The sequence below is a fragment of the Streptomyces sp. NPDC020422 genome (assembly GCF_044386705.1).
GTDB lineage: Bacteria > Actinomycetota > Actinomycetes > Streptomycetales > Streptomycetaceae > Streptomyces.
Genome location: NZ_JBIRVJ010000011.1, coordinates 140,765 through 160,161 on the forward strand (window position 1 = coordinate 140,765; position 19,397 = coordinate 160,161).

Annotated in this window: 12 protein-coding genes; 2 read left to right on the forward strand and 10 right to left on the reverse strand. The window is 69.3% G+C overall.

The genetic code is table 11. The annotated features are described in order from the left end of the window. The first annotated feature begins 32 nt into the window (after window positions 1-32). Window positions 33-392 carry an NTP pyrophosphohydrolase gene (locus tag ACH414_RS28400; RefSeq protein ID WP_398943891.1) on the forward strand — a complete coding sequence of 120 codons (360 nt, stop codon included), beginning with the start codon at window positions 33-35 and terminating at the stop codon, window positions 390-392. Here the strand turns inward: ACH414_RS28400 and ACH414_RS28405 are convergent. From ACH414_RS28405 to ngcE, 9 genes are all read right to left on the reverse strand, one after another. Further along, window positions 389-1,867 carry an amino acid permease gene (locus tag ACH414_RS28405; RefSeq protein WP_382545677.1) on the reverse strand — a complete coding sequence of 493 codons (1,479 nt, stop codon included), beginning with the start codon at window positions 1,865-1,867 and terminating at the stop codon, window positions 389-391. The two genes, ACH414_RS28400 and ACH414_RS28405, sit on opposite strands and share 4 nt — an antisense overlap. 168 nt (window positions 1,868-2,035) lie before the next feature. Continuing rightward, the gene (dxs, locus tag ACH414_RS28410) at window positions 2,036-3,955 is read right to left on the reverse strand and encodes a 1-deoxy-D-xylulose-5-phosphate synthase (protein WP_382545674.1); all 1,920 of its coding nucleotides are present in this window, start codon (window positions 3,953-3,955) and stop codon (window positions 2,036-2,038) included. A gap of 200 nt (window positions 3,956-4,155) precedes the next feature. Next, the gene (locus ACH414_RS28415; RefSeq protein ID WP_391770036.1) at window positions 4,156-5,457 is read right to left on the reverse strand and encodes a sugar ABC transporter permease; all 1,302 of its coding nucleotides are present in this window, start codon (window positions 5,455-5,457) and stop codon (window positions 4,156-4,158) included. Continuing rightward, window positions 5,454-6,263: an ATP-binding cassette domain-containing protein gene (locus ACH414_RS28420; protein WP_382545669.1), complete on the reverse strand. Its 810-nt coding sequence runs from the start codon at window positions 6,261-6,263 to the stop codon at window positions 5,454-5,456. Before ACH414_RS28420 ends, ACH414_RS28415 begins: the two co-directional genes overlap by 4 nt. A 151-nt stretch (window positions 6,264-6,414) precedes the next feature. After that, a complete protein-coding gene (locus tag ACH414_RS28425) occupies window positions 6,415-7,515 on the reverse strand; it encodes a sugar ABC transporter substrate-binding protein (RefSeq protein ID WP_382545666.1) in 1,101 nt (366 codons plus the stop codon). Between the two features lie 122 nt (window positions 7,516-7,637). Next, on the reverse strand, window positions 7,638-8,849 hold the full coding sequence (locus ACH414_RS28430; RefSeq protein ID WP_391770035.1) for an ROK family protein: 1,212 nt from the start codon (window positions 8,847-8,849) through the stop codon (window positions 7,638-7,640). A gap of 155 nt (window positions 8,850-9,004) precedes the next feature. Further along, a complete protein-coding gene (locus ACH414_RS28435; protein ID WP_382545660.1) occupies window positions 9,005-9,958 on the reverse strand; it encodes a carbohydrate ABC transporter permease in 954 nt (317 codons plus the stop codon). A 14-nt stretch (window positions 9,959-9,972) separates the two neighbouring features. Beyond that, window positions 9,973-10,902 (reverse strand): carbohydrate ABC transporter permease, encoded by a 930-nt coding sequence (locus ACH414_RS28440; protein WP_382545657.1) that lies wholly within the window; start codon window positions 10,900-10,902, stop codon window positions 9,973-9,975. Between the two features lie 44 nt (window positions 10,903-10,946). After that, entirely contained in the window at window positions 10,947-12,386 is a 1,440-nt protein-coding gene (gene ngcE / locus ACH414_RS28445) for an N-acetylglucosamine/diacetylchitobiose ABC transporter substrate-binding protein (protein ID WP_382545654.1), read from the reverse strand. A gap of 382 nt (window positions 12,387-12,768) precedes the next feature. Here ngcE and ACH414_RS28450 point away from each other — a divergent pair, with 382 nt between their 5' ends. Further along, on the forward strand, window positions 12,769-16,593 hold the full coding sequence (locus ACH414_RS28450) for a GH92 family glycosyl hydrolase (protein WP_398943895.1): 3,825 nt from the start codon (window positions 12,769-12,771) through the stop codon (window positions 16,591-16,593). A 57-nt stretch (window positions 16,594-16,650) separates the two neighbouring features. Here the strand turns inward: ACH414_RS28450 and acnA are convergent, their stop codons facing one another. Further along, a complete protein-coding gene (acnA, locus tag ACH414_RS28455) occupies window positions 16,651-19,365 on the reverse strand; it encodes an aconitate hydratase AcnA (protein ID WP_382545649.1) in 2,715 nt (904 codons plus the stop codon). Window positions 19,366-19,397: the final 32 nt, after the last annotated feature.

Genomic DNA, 19,397 nt, shown 5'->3' on the forward strand with positions numbered 1-19,397 from the left:
TTCGGTGGTGCCGGGGCCGTCATGCTGTGCGCATGCAGCTTCTGATCGTCGACGGGGCCAATGTCGTGGGCTCGGTGCCCGACGGATGGTGGAAGGACCGGCGGGGGGCCGCGGAGCGGCTGCGGGACCGGCTCGCGGCGCACGGCGGGCCCGCGGAGGGCGGCCCGTACGAGATCGTGCTCGTCGTGGAGGGCCGGGCGCGGGGCGTGGCCTCGGTGCCGGGGGTGCGGGTCGAGGAGGCGCCGGGCAGCGGCGACGACCTCATCGTGGAGCTGGCCCGGAACGCGGCCGGCCGGCCGTGCCTGGTGGTCACGGCCGACCGGGAGCTGCGGCGGCGTGTGGTGGAGACGGGCGGGCGCTGTGTGGGCCCCCGGAGTCTCCCCGGCGGTTAGTACCGCGCCTCGCGGCCCTGCTGTCCGAGGCGGCTGTGCCCGCGGCCGTACAGGAAGTAGACGACCAGGCCGATCAGCATCCAGACGGCGAAGCGGAACCAGGTCTCGCCCGGCAGGTTGAGCATCAGCCAGAGCGAGGCGGCGATGGACAGGATCGGCAGGACCGGCACCCACGGGGTGCGGAAGGCCCGGTGCAGGTCGGGGCGGGTGCGGCGGAGGACGATGACGCCGGCCGCGACCATGACGAAGGCGAACAGGGTGCCGATGTTCACCAGCGTCGCGAGCTCGTTGATGCTGGTGAAGCCGGCGACCACGGCGATGACGCCGCCGAGCAGGATGGTCGGCCGGTAGGGGGTCTTGAAGCGCGGGTGGGTGACGGAGAAGAAGCGGGGCAGCAGGCCGTCGCGGCTCATCGCGAAGAACACCCGGGTCTGGCCGAGCAGCAGGATCAGACAGACGGTGGTCAGGCCGACGGCGGCGCCGAAGCTGATGACGCCCGCGTAGAACGGGTGGCCGACGGCCTTGAACGCGTCGGCGAGCGGGGCGCTGACGGACAGTTCGGTGTAGTGCTGCATACCGGTGACGACGAGGGCGACCGCCACGTACAGGATGGTGCAGATGAGCAGCGAGCCGAGGATGCCGCGGGGCATGTCCCGCTGCGGGAGCTTGGTCTCCTCGGCGGCGGTGGCGACCACGTCGAAGCCGATGAAGGCGAAGAAGACGACGGAGGCCGCGGTGAAGATGCCCATGACGCCGAAGTTGGTCGGCTCGTAGCCGAAGATCAGCCCGACCATCGGCTCGTTCCACCCCGAGATGCCGCCCGGCGGGGTGACGGCCGGCGGGATGAACGGCTTGTAGTTGTCGCCGACGATGAAGAACAGGCCGGCGATGATCACGATCATCACGACGGTCACCTTGATGGCGACGACGACCGCGGTGATCCGCGCGGAGAGCTTCATGCCGAGGACCAGGATCGCCGTCAGCACCAGGACGAGGAGGAAGGCGAGGATGTCGAAGGTCCCGCCGGGCACGTCCGGGCCCTCCAGCGAGGCCGGCAGGTGCCAGCCGATGTTGTCCATGAGCGAGCGCACATAGCCGGACCAGCCGACGGCGACGACGGCCGTGCCGAGCGCGAACTCCAGGACGAGGTCCCAGCCGATGATCCAGGCGGGCAGCTCGCCGATGGAGGCGTACGCGAAGGTGTACGCCGATCCGGCGACCGGCACCGTGGAGGCGAACTCCGCGTAGCACAGGGCCGCGAGGGCGCAGACGATGCCGGCGGCGACGAAGGCGAGGGCCGTGGCCGGTCCCGCGTTCTCCTTGGCGACCTTGCCGGTGAGGACGAAGATGCCGGTGCCGATGATGACGCCGACGCCGAAGACCGTCAGGTCCCAGGCGGAGAGGGACTTCTTGAGCGCGTGCTCCGGTTCCTCCGTGTCACGGATCGACTGTTCGACCGTCTTGGTCCGGAACATCCCTGAATTCGCGCGTGGCTGCTGGTCCGTACTCACCGTCGCACCTCCTGCCGGTGGGGCTGCCCGTCCTGAGCCCAGGATGCACGCGGAAGGGCCGGTCGGCACTCCGAAGAGTGAGCCGACCGGCCCAAAGGTGACGCTGGGTGAGACCGGGAAGGTCCCTCGCCGTCAGTCGCGCGCGGGTTCCACGGCCTTGGCGCTGGACTCGAAGCGCCCGTCGAGGCGCGAGACCAGGCCGGTGACCTGGCGGGCGATGTCCGGGGCGGTGAGGCCGATCTCCGCCATGACCTCGCCGCGGGAGGCGTGGTCGAGGAAGCGCGGCGGGATGCCGAAGTCGCGCAGCGGCACGTCCACGCCGGCGTCGCGCAGCGCCTGGGCCACGGCCGAGCCGACGCCGCCGACGCGGCTGTTGTCCTCGACGGTGACGACCACGCGGTGCTGCTCGGCGAGCGGGGCGAGGGCCTCGTCGACGGGCTTGACCCAGCGCGGGTCGACGACGGTGGTGGAGATGCCCTGCTTGTCGAGGAGGTCGGCGATCTCCAGGCACATGGGCGCGAGGGCGCCCACCGAGACCAGCAGGACGTCGGGCCGGTCGCTGCCGGCCTCGCGGAGCACGTCCATGCCGCCGACGCGCCGCAGCGCGGGGACGGCCGGGCCGACCGCGCCCTTGGAGAAGCGGACCACGGTGGGGGCGTCGGTGACCTCGACGGCCTCGCGCAGCTGGGCGCGGACCTGGTCGGCGTCGCGCGGGGCGGCGAGCCGCAGGCCGGGCACGACCTGCAGGATCGACATGTCCCACATGCCGTTGTGGGAGGCGCCGTCGGTGCCGGTGACGCCGGCCCGGTCCAGGACGAAGGTGACGCCGCACTTGTGCAGGGCCACGTCCATCAGGACCTGGTCGAAGGCGCGGTTGAGGAAGGTCGCGTAGACCGCGAAGACCGGGTGGAGTCCGCCGGTGGCGAGGCCGGCCGCGGAGACCGCGCCGTGCTGCTCGGCGATGCCGACGTCGAACACGCGCTCGGGGAAGGCCTTGGCGAACTTGTCCAGGCCGACGGGCTGGAGCATGGCCGCCGTGATCGCGACGATGTCCGCGCGCTCCTTGCCGAGCTCGACCATCTCCTGGCCGAAGACGCTGGTCCAGTCGGCGCCGGAGGAGGCGATCGGCAGACCGGTGTCGGGGTGGATCTTGCCGACGGCGTGGAAGCGGTCGGCCTCGTCCTGGAGCGCCGGCTGGTAGCCGCGGCCCTTCTCGGTGAGGCAGTGCACGATGACCGGGCCGCCGAAGCGCTTGGCGCGGGTGAGCGCGGACTCCAGGGCCTCGATGTCGTGGCCGTCGATGGGGCCGACGTACTTCAGGCCGAGGTCCTCGAACATGCCCTGGGGGGCGATGAAGTCCTTGAGGCCCTTCTTGGCGCCGTGCAGGGTCTCGTAGAGCGGCTTCCCGACGACCGGGGTGCGCTCCAGGATGTCCTTGCCGCGGGCGAGGAAGCGCTCGTAGCCGTCGGTGGTGCGCAGGGTGGCCAGGTGGTTGGCGAGGCCGCCGATGGTGGGCGCGTAGGAGCGCTCGTTGTCGTTGACGACGATGACGAGCGGGCGGTCCTTGGCGGCGGCGATGTTGTTCAGCGCCTCCCAGGCCATGCCGCCGGTGAGCGCGCCGTCGCCGATGACCGCGACGACGTGGTCGTCCTTGCGGAGGATCTCGTTGGCCTTGGCCAGTCCGTCGGCCCAGCCGAGGACGGTGGAGGCGTGCGAGTTCTCGATGACGTCGTGCTCGGACTCGGCCTGCGAGGGGTAGCCGGACAGGCCGCCCTTCATCTTGAGCCGGGAGAAGTCCTGGCGGCCGGTGAGCAGCTTGTGCACATAGCTCTGGTGGCCGGTGTCGAAGAGGACCTTGTCCTTGGGCGAGTCGAAGACGCGGTGCAGGGCGATGGTCAGCTCGACCACGCCGAGGTTGGGGCCGAGGTGCCCGCCGGTCTTGGAGACGGCGTCCACGAGGAACGACCTGATCTCCCCGGCCAGCTGGTCCAGCTGTTCCGAGGAGAGCCGGTCCAGATCTCGCGGTCCCCTGATACGGGTCAGCAGAGCCACCCGTGCCTCCTTGCGTTTGAGCTGGTCGAGCTTGCCGATTTGTCGAGTCTAATGTTCCGTCTTGGATCGTGGGCATCGGGCCGGGGGGTGGTGCACCACCCGCATGGCCGACACACCGCTGATCCGCACGGCCGGTGCACTGGTCCGGACGCAGCAGCGCCCGGCGCCGGTTCTCGGCGCCGGGCGGAGTGTGGCGAGCGTTACGCGCGGCCGGCGGTCTTCTGCGTGCGGCGGGAGACCGAGTCGATCACGACGGCGGCGAGGAGCACCGCGCCGGTGATCATGTTCTGGATCGCGTTGGACATGCCGATCATGTTCAGTCCCTGCTGGATCGACTGGATCACGATCATGCCCAGGAGGGCGGACCAGACCTTGCCGCGGCCGCCGAAGAGGCTGGTGCCGCCGATCACGGCCGCGGCGATGACCAGCATCAGCGTGTTGCCGCCGCCGAGGCTCTTGGTCGCGCCGCCGGAGAGGCTCGCGATGAACAGGCCGCCGAAGGCGGCGAGGGTGCCGGAGATCGCGAAGACGGCGATCCGGACCCGGTCCACGTTGATGCCGGCGCGGCGGGCCGCCTCGGCGTTGCCGCCGACCGCGAAGACCTTGCGGCCGAAGAGGGTGCGGCGGGCGACGAAGTCGGCGATGACCAGCACGGCCAGGAAGAGCACCAGGGCGAGCGGCAGGCCGCGGGCGCCGGCGGGCTCGTTCATGACGTACGCGACGACGAAGACCAGGACGGCGACGACGGCGGTGCGCAGCACGATCTCGGCGATCGGGCGGGCCGGGAGCTGGGCGGCCTTGCGGCGGCTGCTGTCGCGCAGCAGCGAGAGCAGGTACGCGGCGACGGCCACCAGGGCGAGGCCGTAGGCGGCGATCTTGTCGGCGAAGAAGTAGTTGGTGAGGTTCTCCACCACGCTGCCGGACGGCGTGTTGATGGAGCCCTCGCCGCCCATGAGCCACTCCTGGAACCCCATCCAGCCGAGGAAGCCCGCCAGGGTGACGACGAACGCGGGGACGCCGATCTTGGCGAAGAAGAAGCCGTGCAGCGCGCCGATGGCGGTGCCCGCGAGGACCGCGAGCACGATGGCCAGCCACTGGTTCATCCCGTTGCTGACCTGCAGGCCGGCCCAGACGGCGGCGCCGACGCCGGCGACGGAGCCCATCGACAGGTCGATCTCGCCGAGGACGAGGACGAAGACGATGCCGACGGCCATGATGCCGAGGCCGGAGGCGTACACCGCGACGTTGGCGACGGAGCTCGCGGACAGGAAGTTGCTGTTCTGGAGCTGGAAGACGACCGCGATGACGATCAGGCCGAGGATCACGGGGAGCGAGCCGAGCTCGCCGCCGCGGACCTTGCGGGTGAACTCGGTCCAGTAGCCCTTGACGCCTTCCTCGCGGACGAGGAGCCGGGGGTCGACGGCCGGGACGGGCGCAGCGGATCCCTCGACGGCGCTGTCGGCGGTCTCGGGGGCTTCGGGGGTCTTGGCGAGGTCGCTCACTTGGCGGCCCCCTTCTCGGAGTTCGCTGCGGCGGCCGTACGGGCCTGCCTGCGGGTCACGGCGTTGTCCGTGGCACCGGTGATGGCGGCGATGATCGTCTCGTGGGTGGTGTCCTCGACGTCGAAGACACCGTTGTTGCGGCCGAGGCGGAGCACGGCGACCTTGTCGGCGACGGCGCGGACGTCGGCCATGTTGTGGCTGATGAGGATGACGCCGTGACCGCGCTCGCGCAGCCGCTCCACCAGGTCGAGCACCTGTGCGGTCTGCTCGACGCCGAGGGCGGCGGTGGGCTCGTCCAGGATGACGATCTTCGGGTCGCCGATCAGCGCTCGGGCGATGGCCACGACCTGCCGCTGGCCGCCGGAGAGGGCGGCGACGGGTATGCGGACCGAGGGGATGCGGATGGACAGGGTGTCCAGGAGCTCCCGGGCGCGCTTCTCCATGGCGATCTCGTCGAGCACCTTGGCGGAGCTGAGCTCGCTGCCGAGGAAGAGGTTGGCGACGACGTCGAGGTTGTCGCAGAGCGCCAGGTCCTGGTAGACGGTCGCGACCCCGAGGTTCTGGGAGTCGTGGGGCTTGGTGATCTGGACGGGGCGGCCGTCCCATTCGATGGTGCCCTCGTCGATCGGGTGGACACCCGAGATCGTCTTGACGAGGGTCGACTTGCCGGCGCCGTTGTCGCCCACGAGGGCGACGACCTCTCCGGCGTGGATCTCCAGATCGACATCGGTGAGCACCTGGACGGCGCCGAACCGCTTGGAGACCCCGCGCAACGCCAGCACGGGCGTAGCGGACACGTGAATCATCTCCTTCGCCGCCTGACCGGCGGGGATGTGGTGCGAGAAGTGCTGCGGAGTACCGCGAGTACTGCGAGGGGTCCGGCGCCCCGCCCCCGCTTGCGGGGCGTCGGAACGGGGCGGGGTGCGCCGGACGGTCTTCCGTGGGGGGCGGGGCGGGCTACTTGATGCCCGCCGCCTCGCAGGCCGCCTTGTACTCGGCGGTGCAGATGTCGGCCGCCTTGTAGACGTTGTCGGCGATGATCGTGGAGGCGATGTTCTCCTTGGTCACGATCTGCGCGTCGTACAGCTTGGCGGGGATGTCCTTGAACTCGCCGGTGAGGCTGGTGACCTTGACCGGGACGAGGTCGTCGATCTTCTCGCCCTTGAGGAGCTTGACCGCGATCTCCGCGGTGGTCTCGGCCTCGGGCTTGATCTGCTTGTAGATGGTGAAGGCCTGGTCGCCCTTCAGGATCCGCTGCAGACCGGCGAGCTCGGCGTCCTGACCGCCGACCGGGACCTTGACGCCCTGCTTGCTGAGGGCGGTGATGATGCCGCCGGCCATGCCGTCGTTGGCGGAGTAGACGCCCTGGAAGCCCGCCTTGCCCAGCGAGTCGATGGCGGCACCCATCTTCTTGTTGGCCTCGTCCGGGGACCAGTCCGGGATGTCCTGCTCGTAGACGACCTTCTTCACGCCGCTGTCGAGGACGCTGTGGGCGCCCTTCTTGAACAGCGGGGCGTTGGGGTCGGTCGGCGAGCCGTTGATCATGACGACGTTGGCGTCCTTGGCCTGGGCGCCGAGCGCCTTGACCAGGGCCTCGCCCTGCAGGCGGCCGATCTTCTCGTTGTCGTAGCTGACGTAGGCGGAGATCGGGCCCTCGGCCAGGCGGTCGTACGCGACCACCTTGACGCCCTTGTCCGCGGCCTGCTGGACCCAGGACTTGGTGGCCTTGTAGTCGACCGAGTCCAGGATGATGACCTTGACGCCCTGGGTCACGAGGGCGTCGAACTGCTTCTTCTGCGTCTCGGTGTCCTGCGCGGCGTTGTTGTACTTGATCTCGCAGTCGGAGCACAGAGCCTTGATCTTCGCCTCGATGATCGGGCGGTCGAAGGTCTCGTAACGCGTGGTCTTGTTCTCCGGAAGCAGCAGACCGATGGTCTTGCCGTCGCCGCCGCTCGCATCGCCCGAGCCGTTGTCGCCCGCCTTGCCACAGGCGGCGAGGGAGAGGGCCATGGAAACCGCGGCCGTGCCTATGACGACGCGACGCGTCATTGCGTTCATGTGGGGTTGCCTCCCTGACGAGGCCGCGACGTTGCGGCCGAGGTGGCTGGAAGTCAACTCGGCCGCGGGGGCGACGTCAAGGAGTAAATACTTAACGAGACGACAACGGTGCCATTCGTTATCTAAGTGAACGCAAGAGCGGCGGCGCCCGAGCCGGCCTCGGCGCCCCCCGCCAGAAGGGTCGAATCGCCCATTTCGCTGAGCACCAGGGCGAGCGCGCCCAGCACTTCGGCGCGGCCGCCCAACGCCCCCTGGGCCAGCGACAGCTGCCGGGCGGCGCTGGGGATCGCGTACCGCGAGACGGAGTCCCTGATGGGCGCGAGGACCAGCTCACCGGCCTCCGCGAGGTCGCCGCCGAGGATCACCCGGCTCGGGTTCAGAAGGTTGCAGAGGTTGGCGATGCCGCTGCCGATGTGGCGCCCCACGTCGGCGATGACCCGCCGGCAGCCGGGGTCGCCCTCGCGGGCCAGCTGGACCACCCGCTCCATGGTGAGGTCGGCGCCGTGGCTCGGCTGCAGCAGCGGCAGGACGTAGCGGGCGGCGGTGAAGGTCTCCAGGCAGCCGCGGTTGCCGCAGCGGCAGACCGGCCCCGACTCGTCGAGGGTGATGTGCCCGATCTCGCCGGCCGTGCCGCCCGGGCCCCGGTAGACCCGCCCGTCGATCACCAGTCCGGCGCCGACGCCGCTGGCGACCTTGATGTACGCGAGGTCCTTCACGCCCCGGCCGCTGCCCCAGACGAGCTCGCCGAGCGCTCCCAGGTTGGCGTCGTTGTCGACGTGCACGGGGACGCCCAGGCGGGCGGAGAGCTCGTCGGCGGGGTTGATGCCGCCCCAGCCCGGCAGGATCGAGGTGGAGCCCAGGGTGCCCGAGGAGACGTCGATGGGGCCCGGTACGCCGAGGCCGACGCCGACGACCTTGTCCCGGCCGATCCCGGTGGCCGCGATCAGGCGGGTGACCAGCTGTTCCGCCCGGTCGAAGCCCTCCGCGGCCGAGGCGTCCACGTCGAGCGGCTCGGCCTCCTCGGCGAGCACCTGGTGGGCCAGGTTGCCCACCGCGACGCGCAGGTGGGTGTGGCCGAAGTCGACGCCGATGACGATGCCCGCGTCGCCGCTGAGCGAGACGCTGCGGGCCCTGCGACCGCCCGCGGAGGTGGGGGTGACGTCGACGGTGCCGCCGTCCTTCAGCTCCCGCACGATGTTGGAGACCGTGGCGGCGGACAGCCCGGTCGCGCGGGCGATCTCCGCCTGGGTGAGCGATCCGGCCATCCGCACAGCCCGGACGACCCGCTCCAGATTGGCCCGGTGCAGCGACGACTGCGACCCCGGAGTCTCCATTGACTCTCTCCACCCTACGACGTGTACAAGTTATGAACTCCAAGCTCCTTCGTAGGGCTTGTCGTCGTCAAGTCCTCGACGGTAGCCGAAAACGGACGCAAAAGGTCCGGTCCCGGGGTGGGCTCCCCGGGACCGGACCTCTGCGCGGTGTTCCGTTACTTGAGCGTGGCCGAAGTGAGACCCGCCTGGACCTGCCGCTGGAAGGACAGGTAGACCACCAGCATGGGGATCATGGCGATGGTGACGCCGGCGAAGAGCACCGGCAGGTCGGTCTCGTACCCCTGCTGCTGCTGGAGCTGGATCAGGCCCTGGGTGAGCACGTAGCGCTCGGGGTCGTCGCCGCTCTGCGGCTGCATCAGCACGGTCGGCAGCACGAACTGGTTCCACTGCCCCAGCGTGTTGAAGATGCCCACGCTGAGCAGGCCCGGCTTGGCCATCGGCAGCATCACCTGGAAGAAGGCCCGGGTGTGCGAGGCCCCGTCCAGGACCGCCGCCTCGAAGACCGCCGTCGGCAGCGTCCTGAAGAAGGAGTGCATGAAGAAGACGGTGAAGGGCATCGAATAGGCGACGTACACCAGGATCAGGCCCTGGTAGGTGTTGAGCATCCCGAGCATCTTCACCATGAAGAAGAGCGGGACGAGCGCCAGGAAGACCGGGAACATGGCGCCGGCGACGAAGAAGTAGTAGATCGCCCGGTTGCCCCAGAAGCGGTAGCGCGCCAGCACGTACGCGGCCATGGAGCCGAAGAGCATGGTCAGCGGCACCGAGAACACCAGGACGATCACGGTGTTCACGAAGTAGTCGCCGATGCCCTTGTTCCAGGCCCGGGTGAAGACGTCGAGCGACCAGTTGGCCGGCCAGCCGAAGGCGGACCCGGCGATCTGGGAGTCGGTCTTGAAGGAGCTGAGCACCAGCCACAGCAGCGGCAGCACGATCAGCAGGGCCCACACGGCGAGGAAGCCGTGCGAGAAGACGTTGAGGACGACGCCCTCGCGGGCGGGGCCCGGGGCCGGGGCGTGCCCCTTGCCCGCCGCGCGCTGGCGGGGCACGGAGCCCCCGCCCGTACCGGTGGCCGGGCTGGTGTCGGACTTCTGGATGGGTGCAGTCATCGTCGTTCTCCCGCTCAGAACTCGAGGCGCTCGCGGCGGGTGGCGCGCAGCGTGACCACGGACACGATCAGGGTGAGGAGCAGCATGATCACGCCCATGGCACAGGCGTAGCCGCTCTTACCGAAGTAGAGGAAGTTGCGCATCATGACCGTCGACATGGTCTCGCTGTGGTGGTCGGGGCCGCCGCCGTAGTCGCCCGAGGTCATGGTGGAGACGAGGACGAACATGTCCATGGCGACGATGCCGAGGTAGACCCAGGCGGTCTGCACGGAGTCCCACAGCAGCGGCAGGGTGATGCGGAAGAAGGACTGGGCGCGGCCGGCGCCGTCGATCAGCGCGGCCTCGTAGATGTCCCGGGGGATGGACTGCATGGCGGCGGAGAACAGCACCAGGTAGAAGCCGACGCCGTGCCAGACGACGACCGCCATGAGCGCCCACAGGACGAAGTCGGGCTCGTTGAGCCACTCGATCGGCTCGGCCGCGTCGATCAGGCCGAGCTTGAGCAGCAGGCCGTTGAGCATGCCGCCGGTGTCGCTGCGGTACACGGCGCCGAAGAGCACCGCGAGGATCGCCAGCGAGAGCACCTGCGGGAAGAAGTAGACGACCTTGTAGAACTTGGACCCGGCGACGCCCGCGACGCCGCCGGCCTTGCTGCGCCCGCCCGCGTTCACCATGAAGGCGAGGAAGAGGGCGAGCAGGATGGTGATCACCGGGATGAACACCAGGAACAGGATGTTGTGCCAGACCGCTCCCAGGAAGACGTCGTCCTGGAACAGGGCGACGTAGTTGTCGAGTCCGACGAAGGAGAAGGTCTGCGACTGGCCCTTCCAGTCGGTCAGCGAGTAGCCGATCGTCTGGATGTACGGCCAGATGACGAAGACCAGATAGAGGGCCACGGGTACGAAGAGGAATCCCGTGACGAACTGGTACTGCCCTTTACGCATGGCGATCCTGTCCCTGATGTCCCCGGCGGGTGTGATGCGCGAGATCAGTCGCGGTGGTTCTTCTTGGACGCCGGGTCCTTGGCGGCCTTGTCGACGGCGGCCTGGGCCCGCTTGAGCCACTCGGCGGGCTGGATGCGCTTGGCCATCAGCTCGTTGGAGGCGTTCTGGATCTCGGTGTCCATCTCGCTGTACCACTCGGTGTACAGGTAGCGGAAGGTGTTGGTGCCGGCCGCCTTGGAGGCCTGGACCGTCGACTGGGTGCCCGGGCGGAGCTGGACGCTCGGGTCCACGCCGTCGGCGAGGATGGTGAGCGAGTTGGCCTCCTTGGCGAAGAGCGTCGACCACTCCTTGGAGAGCATCATCCGCATGAACTCCTTCGCCTCGGCCAGGTTCTTGGCCTTGGCGGGGATGATGAAGGGCTCGCCGGAGCCGGCGCGGATGGCCTCGTACGGCATCTTGCTGCCGGGCAGCAGCGGCATCGGCATGAACTTCATGTCGAAGTCGGCCGGGGTCTGCTTGAGCTGCTCGTTCTCCAGCCAGGAGCCACAGGTGATGAACGCGGCCTTGTACTGGTTCCAGCGGGTCTGCGACTCGGTGTGGGTGAGGCCGTTGGTGCCGGCCATCAGGTAGCCCTTCTCCACCAGCTCGTAGACGGCCTCGACGGCCTCCTTGGCCGCGGCGGAGCCGACGAAGGCCTTGGGGTCGAGGTTGTCGATCGCCTTCATGGCCTCCAGACCGCCCTTCTTGGCGATCAGGTCCATGATGGCGACGTTGATGTAGTACGGGTACTTGCCCTGGTGGGCGAGTCCGCCGATGCCCTGGGCGGTGGCCTCCTTGCAGATGGCCATGAACTCGTCCCAGGTCTTGGGCTCGGTCCAGCCCTTCTCCTTGAAGAGCTTGCCGGAGTACCACAGGCCCCACACCGTGTAGATGTAGTTGAGGGCGACGACCTTGCCCTCCTGGAGGCCGGCGTCGATGGTGCCGGGGATCAGGGTGTCGCGGACCTTCTTGGCCGGGTCGTCGACGGACGGCGCGTCGAGGATCTCGGCGAGGTCGAGCAGCTGCCCGTTCTTGGCCAGCACGTCGATCTTGATCTTCTGGGCGCCGGAGTCGTCGACGATGTCCGGCGGGTTGCCGGCGTTGAAGCGCGGCTGGAGCTTGCCGGTGATCTCCTGGGTGCCGGTGTGGGTGGCGGTCACGCCCCACTTCTTGTTGAAGCTCGCCTCCCACGCCTTGGCGTAGTCGTCGCCGTATCCGCCCTTGAAGACGACGACGTCGATCTTGCCGCCCTTGGCGACGCCGAACGGATTGTCCTTCGTCTTCTCGCCCTTGGGCTGGTCTTTGCCGGCGTCGTCGCCCCCGCTGGAGGCACACGCGGAAAGGAAACTCATGGTCGGCACCGAGATCAGACCGAGGGCGGCGGAACGCTTGATCAGATCGCGACGGCCGAGGCCCTCATTGTTCTGGGCGGAGGTGGATCCCATGCTCAAGTCCTCGCCTTCATTCAGGACTCAGGCGGTGTACCGGTCGCCCGTACAAGCTCGCCTCAGGCGAAGGGCCCCGCCACCGCGGTCAATTGCAGCTGGGTTCGTGCAGGCGTCGGGCCGTCGTGCGCAGTGGTACGACGGGCGGGACGCCGACAGGTATAGTCCACTTCCCGCCGCCGGAGCAAGATCGGAACAAGCTTTCCCCGACAGTCGTCTCCGAGTTGAGACCTGCGGGATATCCGAGGAGTTTCTGCCCCGTTTCCTCCCCGATTTTGCCGTCAACACCCTTGACACATCACGCCACTTGGCCTTCTCCTGGGGACTTGCTCGGCGAGTATGACAACGTTGTCTACATCAGCGGCAGGAGCGACGACACGGCATGCGTCCCCACCTCAGAGCGGTCTCTCTGGCGGCTTCGGCGGCACTGGTACTGGGCCTCACCCCCGGCGTGGCTCAGGCACTTCCGGGCCGATCGGACCAACTCGGCACTTCCACGCGGGAGTTCACGAACTCCTTCGAAGCGGACGAAACCCAGCCGACCTGGCGGAACACCGTCGAAGTCGGCCCCGACGGACAGAAGCGCACGAGCGGGGTGGACGGCGGCTTCGTCACCGGCATCCCCGGCAACGTCACCGACCGGGTGACCGCCCTGCGCGCCAGCGGTGAGCACGCCGCCGCCGGCGAGGTCAAGGAGAACCTGGTCGACCTCCAGCCCGGCACCAAGTGGCTGGTGTTCGAGCCCACCGCATGGCTCGAGTTCGACCTCGACGCGCCCGTGAAGCTCGCGACGTACGCGATGACCTCGGCCAACGACGCCGCCGAGCGCGACCCGCGGGACTGGACCCTGAAGGGCTCGGCGGACGGCAAGGAGTGGACGGTCCTCGACACCCGCGCGGGCGAGGCCTTCGCCAAGCGCTTCGAGACCCGCTCGTACGACATCGCCGGCGGTGGCGGCACCGCCTACGCCCACTACCGCCTGGAGATCACCAGGAACGCCGGCGCGGGCCTGACCCAGCTCGCCGACGTTCAGTTCTCGAACGGGGACACCTCCCAGCCGGTCCCCGAGGAGATGCGCAGCCAGGTCGACCGCGGCCCCAGCGGCTCCCCCACCGCCAAGGCCGGTGCCGGCTTCACCGGCAAGCGGGCGCTGCGCTACGCCGGCACCCACAAGGGCCGGGGCCGGGCCTTCTCGTACAACAAGGTCTTCGACGTCGACATCCGGATCGTCCGCTCCACCGAGCTGGCGTACCGGATCTTCCCGTCGATGTCGGCCTCCGAGACCGACCTGGACTACCCCGCGACGAACGTCTCCGTCGACCTGGCCTTCACCGACGGCACCTATCTGAGCGAGCTCGGCGCCACCGACACGCACGGCGGGCCGCTCACCCCGCAGGGCCAGGGCGCGGCCAAGCGCCTCTACGTCAACCAGTGGAACCAGGTCACCGCCCGGATCGGCGAGGTCGCGAACGGGAAGACCGTCGACCGGATCCTCGTGGCGTACGACTCCCCCAAGGGCCCGGGGAAGTTCCAGGGCTGGATCGACGACGTCTCGCTCGCCCCGAAGGCGCCGCCGCGGCCGCTCGACCGGCTCTCCGACTACGCCTCGACGACCCGCGGCACCAACTCCTCCGGCTCCTTCTCGCGCGGCAACACCTTCCCCGCCACCGCGGTGCCGCACGGCTTCAACTTCTGGACGCCGGTGACCAATTCGGCCTCCCAGAGCTGGCTCTACGAGTACGCGCGCGGCAACAACGCCGACAACCTGCCCGTGCTGCAGGCGCTGTCCGCCAGCCATGAGCCGAGCCCGTGGATGGGCGACCGGCAGACCTTCCAGCTGATGCCCTCGGCGGCAGCCGGCGCCCCGCCCGCCGACCGGACGGCCCGGGCGCTGCCCTTCCGGCACGAGAACGAGACGGCGAGGCCGCACTACTACGGCGTCACGTTCGAGAACGGTCTCAAGGCGGAGATCGCCCCGGCCGACCACGCGGCGGCGATGCGCTTCAGCTACCCCGGGGACGACGCGAGCGTCCTCTTCGACAACGTCACCGACCAGGGCGGCCTCACCCTCGACCCGGCGACGAGCTCCTTCAGCGGCTGGTCCGACGTGAAGAGCGGGCTGTCCACCGGGGCCGGCCGGATGTTCGTGTACGGCGTCTTCGACGCGCCGGTCACCGCCTCGGGGAAGGCGACCGAGCAGGGGGTGAAGGGCCACTTCCGCTTCGACCCGGGCGCGGACCGCACGGTCGGCCTGCGGATCGCCACCTCGCTGATCTCCGTCGAGCAGGCGAAGGCGAACCTCGCCGACGAGATCCCGGAGGGCACCGGCTTCGACACCGTCCGGGAGCGGGCCCAGGACGCCTGGGACGAGGTGCTCGGGCGGGTCACCGTCGAGGGCGCGACCCACGACCAGCTCGTCACCCTCTACTCCAGCCTCTACCGGCTCTACCTCTACCCCAACTCCGGCTTCGAGAAGGTCGGTTCGACCTACAAGTACGCGAGCCCCTTCTCCGCCCCGGCCGGTCCCGACACCCCGACCAGGACCGGTGCGAAGATCGTCGACGGCAGGGCGTACGTCAACAACGGCTTCTGGGACACCTACCGCACGACCTGGCCGGCCTACTCCTTCCTCACCCCGGACAAGGCGGGCGAGCTGGTCGACGGCTTCGTGCAGCAGTACAAGGACGGCGGCTGGATCTCCCGCTGGTCCTCCCCCGGCTACGCGGACCTGATGACCGGCACCTCCTCGGACGTGGCCTTCGCGGACGCGTACGTGAAGGGCGTGGACTTCGACGCGGAGGCGGCGTACGAGGCGGCGCTGAAGAACGCCACCGTCGTGCCGCCCACCCGGGGCGTGGGCCGTAAGGGCATGGAGACCTCGCCGTTCACCGGCTATGCGTCGACCGAGACCCACGAGGGCCTGTCCTGGTCCCTGGAGGGCTATCTGAACGACTACGGCATCGCGAAGATGGGCGAGGCGCTCTACGAGAAGACCGGCAAGAAGCGCTACCGGGACGAGTCGGCGTACTTCCTCGACCGCGCCCGGAACTACGTCTCGCTCTTCGACGCCGAGGCCGGCTTCTTCCAGGGGCGGGACGCGAAGGGCGCCTGGCGGGTGCCGTCGGCGTCGTACGACCCCCGGATCTGGGGCTACGACTACACGGAGACGAACGGCTGGGGCTACGCCTTCACCGCTCCGCAGGACTCCCGGGGCCTGGCCAATCTGTACGGCGGGCGCGCGGGCCTGGCGAAGAAGCTGGACGCCTACTTCTCGACGCCGGAGACGGCGAGCCCCGACGTGGCCGGCTCCTACGGCAGCGTCATCCACGAGATGACGGAGGCCCGGGACGTGCGGATGGGCATGTACGGGCACTCCAACCAGGTCGCCCACCACGTGCCGTACATGTACGACGCGGCCGGGCAGCCGTGGAAGACGGCCGAGAAGGTCCGCGAGGTCCTCTCGCGCCTGTACACGGGCAGCGAGATCGGCCAGGGCTACCACGGGGACGAGGACAACGGCGAGCAGTCGGCCTGGTTCCTGTTCTCGGCGCTCGGCTTCTATCCGCTGGTGATGGGCAGTGGCGAGTACGCGATCGGCTCGCCGCTCTTCAGGAAGGCGACGGTGCGGATGGACAACGGCCGGACGCTGGTCGTGGAGGCCCCGCGCAACAGCGCCCGCAACCTCTACGTCCAGGGCGTGCGGCTGAACGGGAAGCGCTGGAACTCGACCGCGCTGCCGCACCAGCTGCTCGCGAAGGGCGGGGTGCTGAGGTTCGACATGGGCCCGGAGCCCTCGGCGTGGGGTACGGGCGCCGCGGCGGCCCCGGTCTCGATCACCAGGGACGACAAGGTGCCCGCGCCGCGCGGGGACCTTGTCCGGGGCGCGGGTCCGCTCTTCGACGACACCTCGGCGACGGCGGGCCCGGTGGTGGGCCCGGTGGAGCTGCCGGTGGCCGGCCCGGTGAGGGCGGTCCGGTACACGCTGACCTCGTCGGCCGACCGGGCGAAGGCGCCGGCGGGCTGGGTGCTCCAGGGCTCGGCGGACGGGGTGAGGTGGAAGGACCTCGACCGGCGGGACGGCGAGCCGTTCGCGTGGGACCGGCAGACCCGGGTGTTCTCGGTGGCCGCGCCGGGTGCGTACGCGAGGTACCGGCTGGTGGCGGCGGGTTCGGGAGGTGAACTCGCCGAAATCGAGCTGCTGGGCTGACGCCACGGGAAAGGGCCCTCTCCCCACCGGGGAGGGGGCCCTTTCCGTTTCCGATCCCTAGCCGCGGATCAGGTTGCGCAGCACGTACTGCATGATGCCGCCGTTGCGGTAGTAGTCCGCCTCACCGGGGGTGTCGATGCGGACGACCGCGTCGAACTCGACACCGGTGTCGGTGGTGACCTTGACCGTGCTCGGGGTCGTGCCCTCGTTCAGCTCGGTGATGCCGGAGATGGAGAAGGTCTCCTCGCCGGTCAGGCCCAGCGAGTCGGCCGACTGGCCGGCCGGGAACTGGAGCGGGAGGACGCCCATGCCGATGAGGTTCGAGCGGTGGATGCGCTCGTACGACTCGGTGATGACGGCCTTGACGCCGAGGAGCGCGGTGCCCTTGGCCGCCCAGTCGCGGGACGAGCCGGAGCCGTACTCCTTGCCGCCCAGGATGACCAGCGGGATGCCGGCGGCCTGGTAGTTCTGCGAGGCGTCGTAGATGAACGACACCGGGCCGTCGGCCTGGGTGAAGTCGCGGGTGTAGCCGCCCTCGGTGCCCGGCGCGATCTGGTTGCGCAGGCGGATGTTGGCGAAGGTGCCGCGGATCATGACCTCGTGGTTGCCTCGGCGCGAGCCGTAGGAGTTGAAGTCACGACGCTCCACACCGTGCTCGGTGAGGTACTTGCCGGCCGGGGTGTCGGCCTTGATGGCACCGGCCGGGGAGATGTGGTCGGTGGTGACCGAGTCGCCGAGCTTCGCGAGCACGCGGGCGCCCGTGATGTCGGTGACCGGGGTGGTCTCCATCGTCATGCCCTCGAAGTACGGGGGCTTGCGGACGTAGGTCGACTCGGCGTCCCACTCGAAGGTGTTGCCGGTCGGGATCGACAGCGCCTGCCACTGGGCGTCGCCGGCGAAGACGTCCTGGTAGGACTTGGCGAACATGTCCTCGCCGATGGCGTTGGCGACGACGTCGTTGACCTCGGACTCCGAGGGCCAGATGTCGGCCAGGTAGACCGGCTTGCCGTCCTGGTCCACGCCGAGGGCGTCCTTGGTGATGTCCACCTTCATGGAGCCCGCGATGGCGTACGCGACGACCAGCGGCGGGGAGGCCAGGTAGTTCATCTTGACGTCGGGGTTGATGCGGCCCTCGAAGTTCCGGTTGCCGGAGAGGACCGAGGTGACCGCGAGGTCGTGCTCGTTGACGGCCTTGGAGACCTCCTCCGGCAGCGGGCCGGAGTTGCCGATGCAGGTGGTGCAGCCGTAGCCGACGAGGTTGAAGCCGACCTTGTCGAGGTACGGGGTCAGGCCCGCCTTGTCGAAGTAGTCGGTGACGACCTTCGAGCCCGGGGCGAGGGTGGTCTTGACCCACGGCTTGCGGGTCAGGCCCTTCTCCACGGCCTTCTTCGCGACGAGCGCGGCGGCGACCATGACGTACGGGTTCGAGGTGTTGGTGCAGGAGGTGATGGCCGCGACCGTCACCGCACCGTGGTCGAGCGTGTAGGTCGTGCCGTCGGGGGCGGTGACCTGGACCGGGTTCGACGGGACGCCGTTGGTGACGGCCGGGGCGTCGGAGGCCGGGAAGGACTCCTGGCCCGCCTCGTCGACCATGTCGACGTAGTTGCGCACGTCCTGCTTGAACTGCTCGGCGGCGTTCGCGAGGACGATGCGGTCCTGCGGGCGCTTCGGGCCGGCGATCGACGGGACGACGGTGGAGAGGTCGAGCTCGAGCTTCTCGGAGAAGTCGGGCTCGGCGGCCGGGTCGAGCCAGAGGCCCTGCTCCTTGGCGTACGCCTCGACGAGCGCGACCTGCTGCTCGGAGCGGCCGGTGAGCTTGAGGTAGTTCAGGGTCTCGTCGTCGATCGGGAAGACCGCGGCGGTGGAGCCGAACTCGGGCGACATGTTGCCGATGGTGGCGCGGTTCGCGAGGGAGGTGGCGGCGACGCCCTCACCGTAGAACTCGACGAACTTGCCGACGACGCCGTGCTTGCGCAGCATCTCGGTGATGGTGAGCACCAGGTCGGTGGCGGTGGTGCCGGTGGGCAGCTCGCCGGTCAGCTTGAAGCCGACGACGCGCGGGATCAGCATGGAGACCGGCTGGCCGAGCATGGCGGCCTCGGCCTCGATGCCGCCGACGCCCCAGCCCAGCACGCCGAGGCCGTTGACCATGGTGGTGTGCGAGTCGGTGCCGACGAGGGTGTCGGGGTACGCCTGGCCGTTGCGGACCATGACCGTGCGGGCCAGGTGCTCGATGTTCACCTGGTGGACGATGCCGGTGCCCGGGGGGACGACCTTGAAGTCGTCGAAGGCGGTCTGGCCCCAGCGCAGGAACTGGTAGCGCTCCTTGTTGCGGCCGTACTCCAGCTCGACGTTCTGCGCGAACGCGTCGTGGGTGCCGAACTTGTCGGCGATGACGGAGTGGTCGATGACCATCTCGGCCGGGGAGAGCGGGTTGATCTTCGCCGGGTCGCCGCCGAGGGCCGCGACGGCCTCGCGCATGGTGGCGAGGTCGACGACGCAGGGCACGCCGGTGAAGTCCTGCATGATCACGCGCGCCGGCGTGAACTGGATCTCCTGGCTCGGCTGGGCCTGGGAGTCCCAGTTGCCGAGCGCCCGGATGTGGTCGGCGGTGATGTTCGCGCCGTCCTCGGTGCGGAGCAGGTTCTCCAGGAGAACCTTCAGGCTGTAAGGCAGCCGGGCGGAGCCCTCGACCTTGTCCAGCTTGAAGATCTCGTACGACTCGTCACCCACGCGCAGCGTGGCGCGGGCGTCGAAGCTGTTCGCCGACACGACAGTCTCCTTCATATATGTGCGCGTTCCAC